The following is a 17435-nucleotide window of genomic DNA, read 5'->3' as shown; positions in this document are numbered from 1 at the left end:
CTTGGCACATCTTTCCTATAAAAATGATGATTGATAAGAGGTGGTTTATGAATCAACCTACTTCAAGATCAGGTTTAACGACTTTTACCGTAATTATTATTGGGTTACTGGCGTTATTCCTGTTAATTGGAGGTATTTGGCTCGCTACACTAGGCGGTTCAATTTACTACATTATAGCTGGAGTATTACTCCTCATTGTTGCATGGCAACTCTACAAGCGTGCTTCTACTGCTTTGTGGGTTTATGCTGCATTAATGCTAGGAACTATTATCTGGAGTGTCTGGGAAGTTGGAACAGACTTTTGGGCGCTTGCACCACGTTTAGATATTTTAGGTATTCTTGGTTTATGGTTATTGGTTCCGGCTGTAACTCGTGGAATCAACAACCTTGGATCAAGTAAAGTTGCCTTATCTTCAACTTTAGCAATTGCAATCGTGTTGATGGTTTATTCTATCTTCAATGATCCGCAAGAAATTAATGGTGAAATCAAAACACCTCAACCAGAAACAGCCCAAGCCGTGCCTGGTGTTGCTGAAAGTGATTGGCCAGCTTATGGCCGTACTCAAGCAGGTGTGCGTTATTCTCCATTGAAACAGATCAATGACCAAAACGTAAAAGACTTGAAAGTTGCTTGGACTTTACGTACTGGCGATCTTAAGACAGATAACGATTCTGGTGAAACGACCAATCAGGTTACACCGATTAAAATCGGTAATAACATGTTTATCTGTACAGCTCACCAGCAGTTAATTGCGATTGATCCTGCTACAGGTAAAGAAAAATGGCGTTTTGATCCGAAACTTAAAACGGATAAATCGTTCCAGCATTTAACTTGTCGTGGTGTGATGTATTACGATGCAAACAATACAACTGAGTTTGCAACGAGTCTTCAAAGCAAGAAATCTAGCTCTACACAATGTCCACGTAAGGTATTTGTACCAGTCAACGATGGCCGTTTAGTGGCTGTAAATGCTGACACTGGTAAAGCATGTACTGACTTTGGTCAAAATGGTCAAGTGAACTTACAAGAGTTCATGCCATATGCTTATCCAGGCGGTTATAACCCGACATCTCCTGGTATCGTGACTGGTTCAACTGTTGTTATTGCTGGTTCTGTAACAGATAACTACTCAAATAAAGAGCCATCTGGTGTGATTCGTGGATACGACGTTAACACTGGTAAACTTCTTTGGGTATTTGATACTGGCGCAGCAGATCCAAATGCAATGCCGGGCGAAGGTACTACTTTTGTTCATAACTCACCAAATGCGTGGGCACCTTTAGCATACGATGCCAAACTTGACATCGTTTATGTACCAACAGGTGTAGGTACACCAGACATCTGGGGTGGTGACCGTACCGAGCTGAAAGAGCGTTATGCAAACTCAATGTTAGCGATTAATGCTTCTACTGGTAAATTAGTGTGGAACTTCCAGACAACCCATCACGATTTATGGGATATGGATGTACCATCACAACCATCTTTAGCTGATATAAAAAACAAAGCTGGCCAAACTGTTCCTGCAATCTATGTATTGACGAAAACAGGTAATGCCTTTGTGCTTGATCGCCGTAATGGTCAACCGATTGTCCCTGTAACTGAGAAACCAGTTCCACAAACAGTTAAACGTGGACCACAAACTAAAGGTGAGTTCTATTCAAAAACTCAGCCATTCTCTGACTTGAACTTGGCGCCACAAGATAAATTGACTGATAAAGACATGTGGGGTGCCACTATGCTTGATCAGCTCATGTGTCGTGTATCTTTCAAACGTCTAAATTACGATGGTATTTATACGCCACCATCTGAAAACGGTACTTTAGTTTTCCCTGGTAACTTGGGTGTATTTGAATGGGGCGGTATGTCAGTTAACCCTGATCGTCAGGTTGCTGTAATGAACCCGATTGGTCTGCCATTCGTCAGTCGTTTAATTCCTGCTGATCCAAACCGTGCACAAACTGCAAAAGGTGCAGGAACTGAGCAGGGCGTACAACCAATGTACGGCGTACCGTATGGTGTTGAAATTAGCGCATTCTTATCTCCGCTTGGTTTACCTTGTAAACAACCGGCTTGGGGCTATGTAGCTGGCGTTGATTTGAAAACTCATGAAGTGGTATGGAAAAAACGTATTGGTACAATTCGTGACAGCTTGCCGAACTTGTTCCAGTTACCAGCTGTGAAAATTGGTGTGCCTGGTTTAGGTGGTTCAATTTCTACTGCCGGTAATGTCATGTTTGTTGGTGCAACTCAAGATAACTACTTACGTGCGTTTAACGTTACTAACGGTAAGAAACTTTGGGAAGCGCGTTTACCAGCAGGTGGACAAGCAACACCAATGACTTATGAAATCAATGGTAAGCAATATGTTGTAATCATGGCTGGTGGTCATGGTTCATTTGGTACGAAAATGGGCGACTATTTAGTGGCTTATGCCTTACCAGATAACAAATAAAAAGCTTTTATAGAAAGGGCCTGGATTTATCCGGGCTTTTTTTATATCGATTTATATTAAAGCTTATCAATAAAACCGTTATTAAATATGCAAAAAAAGCATTTTATTGATGAATAAAAGCTCGCTATGCTATCCGCCTTAATAATGAATCTACTAGCCATACGCCATGTATTTATATACCGATTTCGACCAGCAACTGGTTAATGAACGAGTTGCTCAGTTCCGTGATCAAACAGAACGCTATTTAGCTGGCAAACTTTCTGAAGACGAATATCGTCCATTACGTTTGCAAAATGGTTTATATGTGCAACGTTATGCGCCTATGCTGCGTATTGCTGTGCCGTATGGCTTAATGAATTCTAAACAATTACGTAAAGTTGCTGAAGTTTCAACTGCTTATGACCGTGGCTATGCACATGTATCTACACGTCAAAACATTCAGTTAAACTGGCCTGCACTTGAAGATGTGCCAGACATTTTGGCTGAACTTGCAACTGTACAAATGCATGCCATTCAAACCAGTGGTAACTGTATTCGTAACACGACAACTGACCAATATGCAGGTGTGGTTGCTGGTGAAATTGCAGACCCACGTCCAACATGTGAGTTGATTCGTCAGTGGAGTACATTCCACCCAGAATTTGCATTCTTGCCACGTAAGTTCAAAATTGCTGTTTCTGCACTTGAAGAAAAAGATCGTGCGGCAACTGCATTCCACGATATTGGTGTTTATATCGTGCGTAATGAAGCAGGCGAGATCGGCTATAAAATTATGGCTGGTGGTGGTTTAGGCCGTACCCCTATCATCGGTAGTGTGATTCGTGAGTTTTTACCACGTGAAGATTTAATTGCTTACTTAGAAGCGGTTTTACGTGTTTATAACTTGCATGGCCGTCGTGATAACAAATATAAAGCGCGTATCAAAATTCTAGTTAAGGCATTAACTCCTGAAGTGTTTGCACAAAAAGTTGAAGCTGAATTTGAACATACACGTGAAGCATTAAAGATTCAGCCAGAAATCTTGAAAAAACTGGATGAAGAGTTCACTCCATTTGCTTACCAAGATTTAGCAGATGAAGACTTCACAGCTTTATTTGCTGAGCATCCAAAATTCAAACAGTGGTTCAACATCAATACGCATGCACATAAAGTAAAGGGCTATCGTATTGTTACGATTTCTTTAAAACGTGCAGGCATCGCACCGGGTGATATGACCACCGAAGAAATGAATTTTATTGCAGATCTTGCTGATAAATATACGTTTGGTGAACTTCGCACGACTCACGAACAAAACATTGCTTTGGCGGATGTACCTCAAAAAGATTTGTTCGATGTATGGCAAGCGCTTGAACAACAAAATATGGCGCGTGCACATATCGGCTTTATTACCGATATCATTAGTTGCCCAGGCGGTGATTTCTGTTCACTTGCAAATGCGAAATCAATTCCAATTGCTGAAGCGATTACACGTCGTTTTGATGACTTAGACAAAGTTTATGATCTTGGTCATTTGGATCTAAATATTTCTGGTTGTATGAATGCTTGTGGTCACCACCACGTAGGTAACATCGGTATTTTAGGTGTAGATAAGAAAGGTGCTGAATTCTACCAAATTACATTAGGTGGTAATTCAGACCATGATGCATCGATCGGTGACATCTTAGGACCATCTTTTGCAGCAGATGCTGTGCCTGATGTTATTGAAGAAGTATTGAATACTTATCTTGATCTACGTACTGAAGGTGAGCGTTTTGTTGATACATATCGCCGTGTAGGAATTCAACCATTTAAGGAGCGTGCATATGCTTAATACAGCTCTACCAGTGCTTTATAAAGATGGCACGATTACAGATAATACTTATCAAATCATTGCTGAAGATGGTGTTATTCCCCAAGGTGATGTTGTTGTAACAACAGCTCAACTCGATCAATTAGCTAACGTTCAAGGCAAAAAAGCTTTGTATGTGACTGTAAATGATTCACCTGAAGAGCACACATTTCCATTAAATGAACTTGATGCAATCTTCATTGAGTTTGCGGGTTTTGGTGATGGTCGTGGTTATTCATTCGCTGCACTACTACGTCGTCAAGGTTTCCAAGGTGAGTTGCGTGCAACTGGTGATGTGTTTAAGGATGTCTTAAACTATTTAAAACGTTCAGGTTTTGATAGTTTTGTGATTAAAGAAGGTAAAGATGTGCAAGAAGCGGCAGCTGGTTTGCAAGACTTTACCAACCCGTACCAAGCTTCAACAGCCGTACCTCAAGCAAGTTATCAAACTGGCGCTTAAATAGTTTTTAAATATAAAGGCTGAACTCAGGTTCAGCTTTTTTTTATGAATAATTTTTAAATGACTCAACTGAAGAACAACAATGTTAGGTTTAATTTCAAAAATAAATCCTGGTGCTTGGTGGCTACTTTTTGCTATTGCGACAGATGTACTCTCAACATTTTATTCTGCTAAGGGGAATGGCTTAGTCAATAAAACAGCTCAGGGTATTGCTCTGGTCTTGTATATTATTTCTTTTGCATGCGCTGCTATTGCTTTGAAATATATGCAAGCTGGAATCTTATATGTGCTTTGGTCTGGGATAGGTGTATTAGCAACAGCTTTTTTGGCAAAGATTTTTCTTGGTCAGAATATCGATGTGGCAGGATGGGTGGGAATTGGTTTTATTACTGTAGGCTTAATGATTATTGCGCAATATTCCAATATCGATGTTTAAAGCCCTTATAGAAATATTAAGTATCTCTATAAGGGCTAAATATTGAACATATTAGGTATCGAGCTGGCAGTTAACCATCCACTTTATACCGAACTGATCGGTAAAAGCACCGTACAATGCGCCCCAGAACGTTTTTTCTAAAGGCATTTCAATTTGACCATTAACAGATAAAGCATCAAAAAGTTGTTTTGCTTTTTCTTGCTCATCTTTTTCAAGGTTGATCGAGATATAGTGATTATTTCCTTGGGTAAAAACGCTGTTAGGGGCACAAAACTGATCATTTGTATCTGAGGCCATAAGCACAGTGTACTCATTAATTGGTAAAGAAACATGTAGAACCAGATTTTTGTCGGCTTCCGATAAGGTCACACCTTCAGGCGCTGGCATATCACCATAACGGCTTAACATACCGAATTCACCACCAAATACTGATTTATAAAAGTTAAAGGCTTGTTCTGCTTGACCTTGGAAATTGAGATAGTGATTGAGTTGCATTGTTATTGTCCATTGTTGTTTTCGTTTAAAGGAATAAGTTAAAACTTAAAAGTGATTTTGTGGGTCATTTTTTGTAGTTTTTTCATAAAAAATCCCACCGAAGTGGGATTTTAAAATAATGAATTTGGATTAAATGAGTTCAATTGCAACCGCTGTTGCTTCACCACCACCAATACAGAGTGCAGCAATACCTTTTTTACCGCCAGTACGTTTCAGTGCATGAATAAGTGTAAGAATAATACGAGAGCCCGTAGAACCTACAGGGTGACCTAGTGCACAAGCACCGCCATTGATATTCACTTTCTCTGCATCAAGTTTGAAATCATCAATTGGACACATTGTAACCATAGCAAAAGCTTCGTTAATTTCCCAAAGATCGACGTCTTGAGCATTCCATCCCGCTTTTTTAAGAACTTTTTCAATAGCACCAACTGGAGCGATCGTAAATTCTGAAGGATGCTGAGAGTTTGATGCTGTCGCGATAATTTTCGCAAGTGGTTGTAAACCGCGCTGTGCTGCAACTTCACTTGAAGTTAATACTAATGCAGACGCACCATCCGAAATAGAACTTGCATTTGCGGCGGTAATCGTACCGTCTTTTGCAAAAGCTGGTTTGAGTGAAGGAATCTTGTCAATCTTGGCATTTAAAGGTTGTTCATCCTGATCAACAACGACATCACCTTTACGACTAGGTACGGTAACTGGAACGATTTCGTCTTTGAAATAACCTTCAGTAATTGCTGTTTGAGCACGTTTCAAAGAGCGAATCGCAAAGTCATCCATTTGCTCACGTGTATAGCCACGAGTATTTGCCATATCTTGAGCAAAAGAACCCATTAAACGCCCAGTTTCAGCATCTTCAAGCCCGTCAAAGAACATATGATCTTTAATTTCACCATGGCCCATGCGGTAGCCAGCTCGTGCTTTTGGTAAAACATAAGGTGCATTTGTCATAGACTCCATGCCGCCGGCAACAACAACTTCAGCACTACCTGCTTTAATCATATCAGCGGCTTGCATAACAGCTTTCATGCCAGAACCACAAAGCTTGTTAATCGTTACTGCACCTGTAGAGTCTGGTAAGCCAGCTTTACGCATCGCTTGACGTGCTGGGCCTTGCTTTAGGCCAGCAGGCAGTACACAACCCATAATAACTTCTTCGACATCAGTAGGCTGTAAACCTGCTCGTGCGATTGCTTCTTTAATCGTTACCGCACCTAATTCAGGCGCTGTAAGTCCTGATAGTGATCCTTGAAAACCACCCATGGCAGTACGAGCACCATTTACAATTACGATGTCAGTCATTGTTGTAATCTCCGATTGTTCTTAATCTCAAAATAAGAAATGTTTAAAACCTAGGCAGTATATTGCAAAAATCAAAGAGAGATATCTTCTGCATTAGACTGTAGAGTTCTAACAATTTTTAAGGTCTTCTAAACGGGTGTGTCCCATTTTGCTGAGAATTAATTTAAAGTTTTTAAGCTGGTTATAAGAACAGTAAGTAAAAGTGCCGTTAGATTCGCGTGGGAGTCCTGTGTCGCCCTGAAATACAATACTATTTAGTTTTTTTCCAAACTTTTGAAATTTTAAAGAACCGTAGCGATGAGCAAATTCAACATTGGTTAATACTTCTTCATTATTTTCTCTTTGTAGATTCTGATTCGTGTCTACAAAGCTTATAAGACTTGTATCCCAGTTACTATTACATGTAGACAAATCAACACTTGGGCAAAGTACGACACTCTTATGTCGTAGAATTGCGTCGTATTTGGCTTTTTGTATATGAATTGTGAGTAGTCGAGACGAATTTTTTAATTCTACAGAAGCCATAAATTGATGATATAAAGGAAGCGCTATAGTGGCCATAATCATAAGAATTGCGAGCGTTATAGCGAGTTCCAACAACGTGAAACCGGGAGATTTAAACATTAAAATTCCTTAATATATAAATAGGTATTTTGATTTTATGCTTTCTATCAATGATTTATAATGATTTTTATAGTGAGGAAACACAAAATTAAATAAAGGTTATCAGGATGCTAGAATACTGGTAAAATCACCGTAAGCGAAAGAAAGAAGTTGTTCATATTTGCTAGTTGAGTGAAAAATTACCGAATTACAACGGAAATTGTAAGTAATTTTGTCAATAATTTACTTGATTAAAATTATCAAGCACTTGGAAAGTCTATCAAGTGTTTGTATGATTCAAATGTGAATAGCTTAAAAATAATACTGGGGTGAAAATATCTCAGGGGCCAATAAATTTAGGCTGAGCTTGAACAACAATTGTTATCTCTGGAGGATATCCATGAAATTGAGTCGTATTGCACTTGCTATGCTTGTCGCTGCTCCATTAGCTGCTGCTAATGCTGGCGTAACTGTTACTCCATTATTGCTTGGTTACACTTTCCAAGACAGCCAACACAACAATGGTGGTGACAAAGGCGAGTTAACTAACGGACCTGAATTACAAGACGATTTATTCGTTGGTGCAGCTCTTGGTATTGAGTTAACACCATGGTTAGGTTTCGAAGCTGAATATAACCAAGTTAAAGGTGATGTAGATCCTAACTACGGTGAATACAAACAAAAACAAATCAATGGTAATTTCTATGTTACTTCTGATTTAATCACAAAAAACTATGACAGCAAAATTAAGCCATATGTATTGTTAGGTGCTGGTCACTACAAATATGAGTTTGATGATGCTCGTTTAGCATATCATGATGGCGAAGAAGGTACTTTAGGTAACGCAGGTGTAGGTGCTTTCTACCGCTTGAATGATGCTTTATCTCTTCGTACGGAAGCTCGTGGTACTTATAACTTTGACGAAAAATTCTGGAACTATACAGCTCTTGCTGGTTTGAACGTAGTTCTTGGTGGTCACTTGAAGCCTGCTGCTCCTGTAGTGGAAGTTGCTCCAGTTGAACCAACTCCAGTTGCTCCACAACCACAAGAGTTAACTGAAGATCTTAACATGGAACTTCGCGTGTTCTTTGATACTAACAAATCAAATATCAAAGACCAATACAAACCAGAAATCGCTAAAGTTGCTGAGAAGTTAACTGAATACCCTAACGCTACTGCACGTATCGAAGGTCACACAGATAACACTGGTCCACGTAAATTGAACGAACGTTTATCTTTAGCTCGTGCTAACTCTGTTAAATCAGCTCTTGTAAACGAATACAACGTTGATGCATCTCGTTTGTCTACTCAAGGCTTCGCTTGGGATCAACCGATTGCTGACAACAAAACTAAAGAAGGTCGTGCTATGAACCGTCGTGTATTCGCGACAATCACTGGTAGCCGTACTGTAGTTGTTCAACCTGGTCAACAAGCTCAATAATTTGAGTTTTTGAACAGTAAAAAAGCGACTCGTTAGAGTCGCTTTTTTTATTGCGATTTTTAAAATATTTAGTCATTTCTATGTCTCCTTAATAATAATTACTTTCGATCTTGGTTTAAATTATTTACCAAACACCTTTCTTCAATTGCTGTTTAGCGTCTTGTCTATCTCTACGATGTTGAGCACGAGGTTTCTCTGTTTCATGTATTCCACCTTTGTGAAGTAAAGGGGAAAGAGCCACTTGATTACGGACTTTGATTTTTGACATTTCTTTAATTTTCATGTTTTAACCTTTAATACATAAAACTTGTTTAAGTGTGTGAACGACTTCAATGAGGTCTGACTGATTCGCCATGACTTCATCAATGTCTTTATAGGCGCTTGGAATTTCATCGACAACGCCACTGTCTTTACGGCATTCAATACCTTGGGTTTGTTCAATAAGATCTTGCTGATTAAAAAGAACTTTTGCTTTACTTCTGCTCATCTTGCGACCAGCGCCATGAGAACAAGAACAAAATGATTCAGGATTTGCTTTGCCTTTAACGATATAAGATCGTGCTCCCATTGAACCTGGAATAATACCTAACTCATCTAAGCCTGCTCTAATTGCACCTTTTCGGGTAATCAATAGATTTTCGCCAAAATGTGTTTCACGGCTTACATAATTATGATGACAATTAATCGCTTCTTTTGTCATTTGAAAAGAAGGGAGAGGAGGGCGGATCGCTTCTAAAATTAATCGCATCATCTCTTTGCGGTTTTCAAAAGCATATTCTTGTGCCCACTCTACAGCTTCTACATAATCATCAAAACTTTTTGAGCCTTCAGCAAAATAACTTAAGTCTTTATCAGGAACATGGCCAAAGCGATGCTGAGCTTCTTTTTTGGCTAACTCAATAAAGTAAGTACCAATAACATTACCAAGCCCTCTGCTACCTGAATGTAGCATTACCCATACGTCTTGATTCTCATCAATACATAACTCTATAAAGTGATTACCACCACCCAAAGTCCCAAGTTGCTTTTGCCATGTTGCATCAAATTGTCGAAGCATTCGGACAAGACCAGGATGCTTTTTGATAATTGGTTCTAAGCATTTTTCAAGTGGAATAATGCTAGAAGCTTTCGCTTTGACTTGTTTATGCAAAGCAAAGCCAACAGGGACTTTACGTTCAATTGCATCACGCAAACGACTTAAGTTATCAGGTAATTGTGAAGCCTTTAAACTCAAGCGAATTGCATTCATCCCACATCCAATGTCAACTCCTACAGCAGCAGGAATAATGGCGTGTTTGGTTGGAATAACACTACCTACAGTAGCGCCTTTACCCACATGCACATCAGGCATAACTGCAATGTGAGAATAGATGAATTGCAGCTGAGCCATTTTTTTGAGTTGTTCTATACTTTCACTATCTATATCTTGAGTGAAAATTTTAACAGGGACACCATAGAGTGCCTCCTTGTTTAATATTTTTTGTATGCCCATAATTTTTCTCTTATTTTTCCGTCCGAATAGGCATAAAAAAACCTAGCGAATGCTAGGTTCTAAGTTTAAGCATTCGGACAAGTGGTGTGAATTTGTACACTTGTCCGTGAGCTGACATCGTGCCAAATTATTTAATCTGTTTTACCTTGTACTAATGGCATGATGTCCTCCTTATTTAAAAGTGCCGTTGAAAATCTGAACGGCATTTTACGCTTTTTAAATCAAAGATCAAGCTTTTGATCTTTGATTTACTTTAATGAGCAGTTTTAATCTTGCTCAGGTTTGACGTTCATTTGATCGTAAGAGATCAATTTGGTTTTATTTTTCCACTTATAACCTAACCAAATGATCAAGAACAGTGGCAAGCTAATATAAGTTGAAAGTAAGCCTAACCAATCAATTTTTCCACCTAAAATGGCTTGGTAGTTCTGTCCTAAGATAATGATTGAACAGAGAATAAATGCAAACCAAGGTGCAAATGGGAAAAACTTGGCACGATATGCTAAATCTTCTAATTTATAGCCTTGAGCAATGTATCCTTTACGGAAACGATAGTGTGAAATCGCGATTCCTAACCAAACAATAAAACCACACATACCCGACATATTGAGTAGCCAGTTAAATACTTGTTTTTCACCAATAAATGTCGTTAAGAAACAGAATGCAGCAATAAACGTCGTTGCATATAGCGCGTTCATTGGAACGCCACGACCATCGAGTTTTGCAAACCACTTTGGTGCACGGCCTTCTTGAGCCATTTTAAACAACATACGAGTTGAGGAATACATGCCTGAATTACCTGCTGATAAAATAGCAGTAAGAATGACAGCATTCATTAAACTCGCAGCAAAAGCAAAACCTACTCTTTCATAAAGCAATGTAAATGGAGATAGTGCGATATCTTCAGTGGCAGCTGCTTGCAGTAAATTCGGGTCATCATAGGCAATCAGAGTGCCGATAATGAAAATACAGAGGATATAGAATAATAAGATTCGCCAGAAAATCTGTTTGATTGCAAGTGGAATTGTCTTCTTTGGATCTTTTGATTCGCCTGCAGCAACCCCAACCATTTCGGTTCCTTGGAAAGAGAATCCGGCAATCATTGCTACACCAATCATGGCTTGTAAACCGCCTACAAAAGGTGCCTCTTTATAGGTCCAGTTACCAAAGGTTGCAACACCTGGAGTTAGCATAATCTTGATGATCATGGCTAAGCCAATAATAATAAATGCAACAATCGCAATTACTTTAACCATCGAAAACCAGAATTCGCTTTCCCCAAATCCCTTTACTGTCATGGCATTGATCAGAAAGATAACGATAAGGAACAGGGCACTCCAATAGAACCCTGGAATATCAGGGAACCAGAACTTCATAATAAATTGAACCGCAACAAGTTCGAATGCAACCGTAATTGCCCAGTTATACCAATAGTTCCAGCCTAGAGCGAAACCAAAGCCTTCTTCGACATAACGACTGCCGTAAGTAAAAAAGGCACCGGATGTTGGTGTGTGAGTTGCAAGCTCACCTAAGCTGGTCATTAAGAAGTAAATCATAATGCCAATGAGTGAATAGGCGAGTAGCGCTCCACCAGGGCCAGCGTTTGCAATGGTTGATCCAGAAGCAAGGAAGAGGCCTGTACCAATGGAACCACCAATGGCGATCATATTCAGATGACGAGCCCCAAGCTTACGCTGGAGTTTTTCAGGAGCATGTGTTTCGCTCATGGAGATTCCTTACATAGTTTGTTATGCACAGGCATATAACACCTTAAAGCCTTGATGATCAGTTTTAATCTGGCACTGACCAAAGTGCTTCTCAATTAAGATCGGATAGTTTAAAAAACGGTTTGCTACAATCCATAGCTCACCTGATGCCTTTAAATGTTTTTTAGCGTTCTGGCAGAGTCCTTCACTTGCATCATAGTTGGTATGAATACCCTGATGAAAAGGGGGATTACTGACAATGGCATCGAGTTCTGTTGGAGCGTCTGCAATTCCTGTAACAGGCTGCAATCTCAACTGGTCTGAACCTATTCCATTTCGACTAAAAGTCATTTCCGTTGACCGTAAAGCGAAAGCATCAATATCTAGGGCATGAATAATATTACTTGAATTTATTTTTGCCAAATAGCAACTGATAATTCCAGCACCACACCCGAAGTCGGCAATTCTACCTGATTTCACCTGATTAAGATAAGGGAGTAAAACAGCAGTTCCGACATCTAGATGATTTTGACTAAATACACCGGGAAGGGCACAAATCGTAAGCTCTTGTTCATTAACATGAACAGTGTAAGTTTTAAGCCAACTTTCGAGAGGTTTAAGCTGTTCTGTTTTTTCAATCTTTAAGTGCCATAGCTGACAGTGACGTGCACTATCAAGTTTAAGTACTTTGCCGAAGCTTTGTAATTGTTTGGCAGCGCGTTCAACACCACCTTTTTTTTCACCTACTAAAAAAACAGATTGAGCAGTTTTAAGATTGCTCATTACGACATGCAATATGTAATTTAACAGTTCTTTAGATTTGGGAACAAAAATGACAGCTTGATCGAATTCTTGTAATGGAAACTCAACTGAGAAATGCGCATTTGTTCCACTATTTATAAAGCTCTGGTAGTCAGCATGGTTCCATGTCCAGACTGACGCATCAATATCAGCTGGTAGTTGACTAACTAAGGCATCATTCGGTGCATTAATGAACAAGATTCTACCTTTTAAATAGTCTTGCTGTCTTAATATCACTTCACTTCTAGGATCCATGTACATCTCTCATGAAGAAGAATGCCCAGTGGAAACTGGGCAGTAATCAAAATTAAAAAAATAGTTATTTATGTGTTTCAGGAAGTACAACATTTAAAATTAATGCTGCTATACCACCCGTCGCTACGCCAGAGCTAAAAATATTTTTAAATAATTCTGGTAGGTGTTCCAAAATTTGAGGAACTTGAGCAACACCCAAACCTAATGCAAGTGAAATTGCGATAATCAAAAGTGCTCTGCGATCAAGGTGAATCGATGAAAGAATGTTAATGCCTGATGCAGCAACCGCACCGAACATGACCATCACAGCACCACCTAAAACTGCTTGAGGAACTGCTTGTATTACACCAGCTACTGCTGGAAATAAGCCCAATAAAATAAGTAAAGCAGCAATCCAGATACCCACATAACGACTTGCAACCCCAGTGAGTTGGATTACACCATTATTTTGAGCAAAAACAGAACTTGGGAAAGTATTAAATAATCCAGCTAATAAAGAGTTTGCACCATTTACTAAAACACCGCCTTTAATGCGTTTCATCCATTCTGGACCATTAACGGGTTGGTTTGAAAGTTTACTGGTTGCAGTCACGTCACCAATCGCTTCTAAAGATGTAACTAAATAGATAAAAGCCATTGGAATGAATAAGCCCCAAGAAAAGCTTAAACCAAAGTGCATTGGCGTTGGAATCTGTACAAGAGGCACATCTTTAATACCTGAGAAATCTAGGTAACCCATAAATCCTGCAAGAATGTAACCAATTACTAAAGCAATTAAGATTGCTGAACTTTTAATCCAAACCACCCGAATGCGGTTTAGCACAATAATAATAGCAAGTACGGTACATGACATAATAAGGTTGTCTGCACTTGCAAAAGTATGGTCTTGCATGGCTTGGTAGCCACCACCCATACTAATCAAGCCTTCCTTAATAAGCGTTAAGCCAATTAATAGAACAACAATACCAGTCACCAAGGGAGTAATTAATCTTTTTACCCATGGAAGAATTTGCGAAACACCCATTTCAATAAAGGAGCCAGCAATTACTACACCAAAAATTGCAGCCATAACTTGGTTTACAGGAGTTCCTGCGGCAACCATTGCACTACCAATACCAATAATTGGTCCAATAAAGTTAAAGCTTGTGCCTTGTACAATCAGAAGACCTGCACCAAACGGGCCGACTTTTTTACATTGAAGAAATGTAGCAATACCCGAAATCACCAAAGACATAGATAAAATCATGTTAGTTTCGGTGCGTGATACGCCTAAAGCTAAACAAATTAAAAGCCCTGGTGTAACAATTGGTACAATAATCGCAAGCAAATGCTGGAAAGCTGCTAAAAAAGCGATCAAAGGTTTTGGTCGATCATCTAAGCCATAAACAAGGTCAAGATGGTCTTGAGAGTGTTGATTGGACATGGGTGTAGGTACGCCGCAATTTCGCAAATTGGCGCTATTCTAATCGAGATACCTATCTTTACAAAACGAAATACAGGCTATTGGAAAATTTTTTTGTCAATGTCAATAAACTGTCACTACTCAAGAGTAGTGTTTTTCTGTATAATTTGCCCTCAAATTTCAGGCGTTTCGAATTTTCATGTCAGATATCAAAAATCTCCGTAATATCGCAATTATTGCGCACGTCGACCACGGGAAAACCACACTTGTCGATAAACTACTTCAGCAATCTGGTGCTCTCGGTGAACGAGCAGGCGAGATTGAGCGTGTCATGGACTCAAATGCGCTTGAAAGTGAACGTGGTATTACCATTCTTGCAAAGAACACTTCTATTACTTGGTTAGATAAACGTACTGATACAACTTACCGTATCAACATCGTGGATACCCCGGGACACGCCGACTTCGGTGGTGAAGTAGAACGTGTTATGTCGATGGTTGACTGCGTATTACTTTTAGTTGACTCTCAAGAAGGCCCAATGCCACAAACTCGCTTTGTGACACAAAAAGCCTTTGCTCGTGGTTTAAAACCAATTGTTATTATTAACAAAGTTGACAAACCAAGTGCACGTCCAGATTGGGTTATTGATCAAGTATTTGATTTATTTGATAACCTTGGTGCAACTGATGAGCAATTAGATTTCCCAATCGTTTATGCATCAGGTTTACGTGGTGTAGCGGGTCCTGCTCCAGAAGAACTTGCAGAAGACATGACTCCGTTGTTCGAAACGATTGTAGACATCGTTGAACCACCAGCAGTTGACGTTGATGGTCCATTCCAAATGCAGATTTCATCACTTGACTATAACAGCTTCGTAGGTGTTATCGGTGTTGGTCGTATTCAACGTGGTTCAGTAAAATTAAATACTCCTGTTACTGTAATTGACAAAGAAGGCAATACACGTAACGGTCGTATCTTAAAAATCATGGGTTACCATGGTTTAGAGCGTATTGATGTTGAGTCAGCATCTGCTGGTGATATCGTATGTATTACTGGTATCGACGCACTTAACATTTCTGACACGATTTGTGATCCGAAAAATGTTGAAGCATTACCAGCTTTATCTGTAGATGAACCTACAGTATCTATGACTTTCCAAGTAAACAACTCTCCGTTTGCTGGTAAAGAAGGTAAGTTCGTAACTTCACGTAATATCCGTGAACGTCTTGATCGCGAATTAATTCATAACGTAGCTTTACGTGTTGAAGACACTGACAGTCCAGACCGTTTCAAAGTATCTGGCCGTGGTGAACTTCATCTTTCAGTTTTAATTGAAAACATGCGTCGTGAAGGTTTCGAAATGGGCGTATCTCGTCCACAAGTAATCATCAAAGAAATTGATGGTGAAAGACAAGAGCCTTATGAAAACGTAACTTTTGACGTTGAAGAACAGCATCAAGGTGCTGTAATGGAACAAATGGGTCACCGTAAAGGCGAGATGACCAATATGGAAGTTGACGGTAAAGGCCGTATCCGTATTGAAGCAACTGTACCTTCACGTGGTTTGATCGGTTTCCGTTCTGAATTCTTGACCATGACTTCTGGTACAGGGATCATGACTTCAAGCTTCTCGCATTATGGTCCTGTTAAACAAGGTACTGTTGCGAAACGTCAAAACGGTGTATTGATCTCTATGGTTCAAGGTACTTGCTTGGGCTATGCATTGTTCAGTTTACAAGACCGTGGTCGTTTATTCGCTAAACCACAGTTAGAAGTTTACGAAGGTATGATCGTGGGTATTAACTCTCGTTCAGACGATATGGTTGTAAACCCGACTAAAGCGAAACAATTAACTAACGTTCGTGCATCTGGTACAGATGATGCTTTAACTTTAGTACCTGCAATTGAATATACGCTTGAACAAGCGCTTGAATTCATTGAAGACGACGAATTAGTTGAAGTAACACCTAAATCAATCCGTATCCGTAAGCGTTATTTAACTGAAAATGAACGTAAACGTAATCGTGATAAATAATTTTTCTTAATTGAAAAAGAAGAAACCGCTAAATTAATTTAGCGGTTTTTTTAATCGTTATATTTGAAATTAAAGTAAGCTTAAAATCATATTTTTCTTGTAAACGAATATGTTGTTAAAGTGTGAAATAGCTTTCTTTTTTTGATAAAAATATTAAATTATCAATATCATGGCGAGAACTATCTAATTCGATAAGATGCCAATGAAAAAGAAAAATATGACGTGTTTCTGCCCCCGACATCTGGAGATGTTTAGATGAGTATTATTCAAGAATTTAAAGAATTTGCCGTTAAAGGCAATATGATGGATTTAGCCATTGGTGTGATTATTGGTGGTGCTTTTGGCAAAATCGTGGACTCTTTAGTGAAAGATATTATCATGCCACTTATCACTGTAATTACTGGTGGTGGTGTTGATTTTTCACAAAAATTCATTGTATTAGGTGCAAACCCTAATAACTTGCAATCTTTAGATGCTTTGCAAAAAGCAGGTATTAATGTTTTAACTTATGGTAATTTCCTCACCATTTTAATTAACTTTATTATTCTGGCGTGGGTTGTGTTCTTAATGGTGAAATTATTAAATAAACTTCGCCGTAATAAAGAAGAGCCAGAGGCTCCAGCTGCAACTCCAGAAGACATTCAATTGTTGCGTGAAATTCGTGATGAGTTAAAAAAGCAAGCTTAATAAGATTTGAAATAAAAAACGGTGCCTTGAGTACCG

15 protein-coding genes are annotated in these 17435 nt (G+C 39.1%); 7 read left to right on the top strand and 8 right to left on the bottom strand.

What is annotated here, in order from left to right; genetic code table 11:
- Nucleotides 1-47 precede the first annotated feature (47 nt).
- The 4 genes from J536_RS08180 to J536_RS08165 all read left to right on the top strand — a co-directional run bounded on the left by J536_RS08180 (nucleotide 48) and on the right by J536_RS08165 (nucleotide 5177).
- On the top strand, nucleotides 48-2453 hold the full coding sequence (locus tag J536_RS08180) for a glucose/quinate/shikimate family membrane-bound PQQ-dependent dehydrogenase (RefSeq protein ID WP_005064285.1): 2406 nt from the start codon (nucleotides 48-50) through the stop codon (nucleotides 2451-2453).
- Between the two features lie 166 nt (nucleotides 2454-2619).
- Nucleotides 2620-4263 (top strand): nitrite/sulfite reductase, encoded by a 1644-nt coding sequence (locus J536_RS08175; RefSeq protein WP_005064287.1) that lies wholly within the window; start codon nucleotides 2620-2622, stop codon nucleotides 4261-4263.
- Nucleotides 4256-4741, top strand: a complete 486-nt coding sequence (locus J536_RS08170) for a DUF934 domain-containing protein (RefSeq protein WP_017385604.1) — start codon at nucleotides 4256-4258, stop codon at nucleotides 4739-4741. Before J536_RS08175 ends, J536_RS08170 begins: the two co-directional genes overlap by 8 nt.
- An 82-nt stretch (nucleotides 4742-4823) precedes the next feature.
- Complete coding sequence (locus J536_RS08165) at nucleotides 4824-5177, top strand: DMT family transporter (protein WP_002116446.1); 354 nt, start codon at nucleotides 4824-4826, stop codon at nucleotides 5175-5177.
- A 51-nt stretch (nucleotides 5178-5228) separates the two neighbouring features.
- Here J536_RS08165 and J536_RS08160 read toward each other — a convergent pair whose 3' ends face one another.
- The 3 genes from J536_RS08160 to J536_RS08150 all read right to left on the bottom strand — a co-directional run bounded on the left by J536_RS08160 (nucleotide 5229) and on the right by J536_RS08150 (nucleotide 7601).
- Nucleotides 5229-5672, bottom strand: a complete 444-nt coding sequence (locus tag J536_RS08160; protein ID WP_005072758.1) for a VOC family protein — start codon at nucleotides 5670-5672, stop codon at nucleotides 5229-5231.
- A gap of 129 nt (nucleotides 5673-5801) precedes the next feature.
- Nucleotides 5802-6977 (bottom strand): thiolase family protein, encoded by a 1176-nt coding sequence (locus J536_RS08155; RefSeq protein WP_014207591.1) that lies wholly within the window; start codon nucleotides 6975-6977, stop codon nucleotides 5802-5804.
- A gap of 108 nt (nucleotides 6978-7085) precedes the next feature.
- On the bottom strand, nucleotides 7086-7601 hold the full coding sequence (locus J536_RS08150) for a GspH/FimT family pseudopilin (protein ID WP_017400271.1): 516 nt from the start codon (nucleotides 7599-7601) through the stop codon (nucleotides 7086-7088).
- A 379-nt stretch (nucleotides 7602-7980) separates the two neighbouring features.
- Here J536_RS08150 and omp38 point away from each other — a divergent pair, with 379 nt between their 5' ends.
- Nucleotides 7981-9021: an outer membrane protein Omp38 gene (omp38, locus tag J536_RS08145; RefSeq protein WP_002116311.1), complete on the top strand. Its 1041-nt coding sequence runs from the start codon at nucleotides 7981-7983 to the stop codon at nucleotides 9019-9021.
- 124 nt (nucleotides 9022-9145) lie between these two features.
- Here the strand turns inward: omp38 and J536_RS25845 are convergent, their stop codons facing one another.
- The 5 genes from J536_RS25845 to J536_RS08120 all read right to left on the bottom strand — a co-directional run bounded on the left by J536_RS25845 (nucleotide 9146) and on the right by J536_RS08120 (nucleotide 14698).
- The gene (locus J536_RS25845) at nucleotides 9146-9304 is read right to left on the bottom strand and encodes a hypothetical protein (protein WP_002116121.1); all 159 of its coding nucleotides are present in this window, start codon (nucleotides 9302-9304) and stop codon (nucleotides 9146-9148) included.
- 3 nt (nucleotides 9305-9307) lie between these two features.
- Nucleotides 9308-10513, bottom strand: a complete 1206-nt coding sequence (locus J536_RS08135; RefSeq protein ID WP_005064298.1) for an RtcB family protein — start codon at nucleotides 10511-10513, stop codon at nucleotides 9308-9310.
- Between the two features lie 266 nt (nucleotides 10514-10779).
- The gene (locus J536_RS08130; protein ID WP_014207587.1) at nucleotides 10780-12240 is read right to left on the bottom strand and encodes an amino acid permease; all 1461 of its coding nucleotides are present in this window, start codon (nucleotides 12238-12240) and stop codon (nucleotides 10780-10782) included.
- 21 nt (nucleotides 12241-12261) lie between these two features.
- A complete protein-coding gene (locus tag J536_RS08125; protein ID WP_002116028.1) occupies nucleotides 12262-13275 on the bottom strand; it encodes a methyltransferase in 1014 nt (337 codons plus the stop codon).
- A gap of 64 nt (nucleotides 13276-13339) precedes the next feature.
- Complete coding sequence (locus J536_RS08120) at nucleotides 13340-14698, bottom strand: uracil-xanthine permease family protein (RefSeq protein WP_032056691.1); 1359 nt, start codon at nucleotides 14696-14698, stop codon at nucleotides 13340-13342.
- Between the two features lie 178 nt (nucleotides 14699-14876).
- On the opposite strand from J536_RS08120, the gene typA reads away from it, so the two are divergent.
- Nucleotides 14877-16712, top strand: a complete 1836-nt coding sequence (gene typA, locus J536_RS08115; RefSeq protein WP_002116501.1) for a translational GTPase TypA — start codon at nucleotides 14877-14879, stop codon at nucleotides 16710-16712.
- Nucleotides 16713-16967: 255 nt separating this feature from the next.
- Nucleotides 16968-17399 carry a large conductance mechanosensitive channel protein MscL gene (mscL, locus tag J536_RS08110; RefSeq protein ID WP_002116334.1) on the top strand — a complete coding sequence of 144 codons (432 nt, stop codon included), beginning with the start codon at nucleotides 16968-16970 and terminating at the stop codon, nucleotides 17397-17399.
- Nucleotides 17400-17435: the final 36 nt, after the last annotated feature.

Origin of the sequence: Acinetobacter sp. 809848 (assembly GCF_000581275.1) — a bacterium.
Taxonomy (GTDB): domain Bacteria; phylum Pseudomonadota; class Gammaproteobacteria; order Pseudomonadales; family Moraxellaceae; genus Acinetobacter; species Acinetobacter pittii.
Note: the sequence above shows the minus strand (reverse complement) of the source record. Positions and strands in the feature narration are given on the sequence as shown.

Coding starts and splice junctions, on each gene's coding strand:
- omp38 (WP_002116311.1), top strand. CDS start 7,981: ATGAAATTGAGTCGTATTGCACTTGCTATGCTTGTCGCTGCTCCATTA.
- J536_RS08125 (WP_002116028.1), bottom strand. CDS start 13,275: ATGGATCCTAGAAGTGAAGTGATATTAAGACAGCAAGACTATTTAAAA.
- J536_RS08180 (WP_005064285.1), top strand. CDS start 48: ATGAATCAACCTACTTCAAGATCAGGTTTAACGACTTTTACCGTAATT.
- J536_RS25845 (WP_002116121.1), bottom strand. CDS start 9,304: ATGAAAATTAAAGAAATGTCAAAAATCAAAGTCCGTAATCAAGTGGCT.
- typA (WP_002116501.1), top strand. CDS start 14,877: ATGTCAGATATCAAAAATCTCCGTAATATCGCAATTATTGCGCACGTC.
- J536_RS08120 (WP_032056691.1), bottom strand. CDS start 14,698: ATGTCCAATCAACACTCTCAAGACCATCTTGACCTTGTTTATGGCTTA.
- J536_RS08170 (WP_017385604.1), top strand. CDS start 4,256: ATGCTTAATACAGCTCTACCAGTGCTTTATAAAGATGGCACGATTACA.
- J536_RS08130 (WP_014207587.1), bottom strand. CDS start 12,240: ATGAGCGAAACACATGCTCCTGAAAAACTCCAGCGTAAGCTTGGGGCT.
- mscL (WP_002116334.1), top strand. CDS start 16,968: ATGAGTATTATTCAAGAATTTAAAGAATTTGCCGTTAAAGGCAATATG.
- J536_RS08135 (WP_005064298.1), bottom strand. CDS start 10,513: ATGGGCATACAAAAAATATTAAACAAGGAGGCACTCTATGGTGTCCCT.
- J536_RS08150 (WP_017400271.1), bottom strand. CDS start 7,601: ATGTTTAAATCTCCCGGTTTCACGTTGTTGGAACTCGCTATAACGCTC.
- J536_RS08155 (WP_014207591.1), bottom strand. CDS start 6,977: ATGACTGACATCGTAATTGTAAATGGTGCTCGTACTGCCATGGGTGGT.
- J536_RS08165 (WP_002116446.1), top strand. CDS start 4,824: ATGTTAGGTTTAATTTCAAAAATAAATCCTGGTGCTTGGTGGCTACTT.
- J536_RS08160 (WP_005072758.1), bottom strand. CDS start 5,672: ATGCAACTCAATCACTATCTCAATTTCCAAGGTCAAGCAGAACAAGCC.
- J536_RS08175 (WP_005064287.1), top strand. CDS start 2,620: ATGTATTTATATACCGATTTCGACCAGCAACTGGTTAATGAACGAGTT.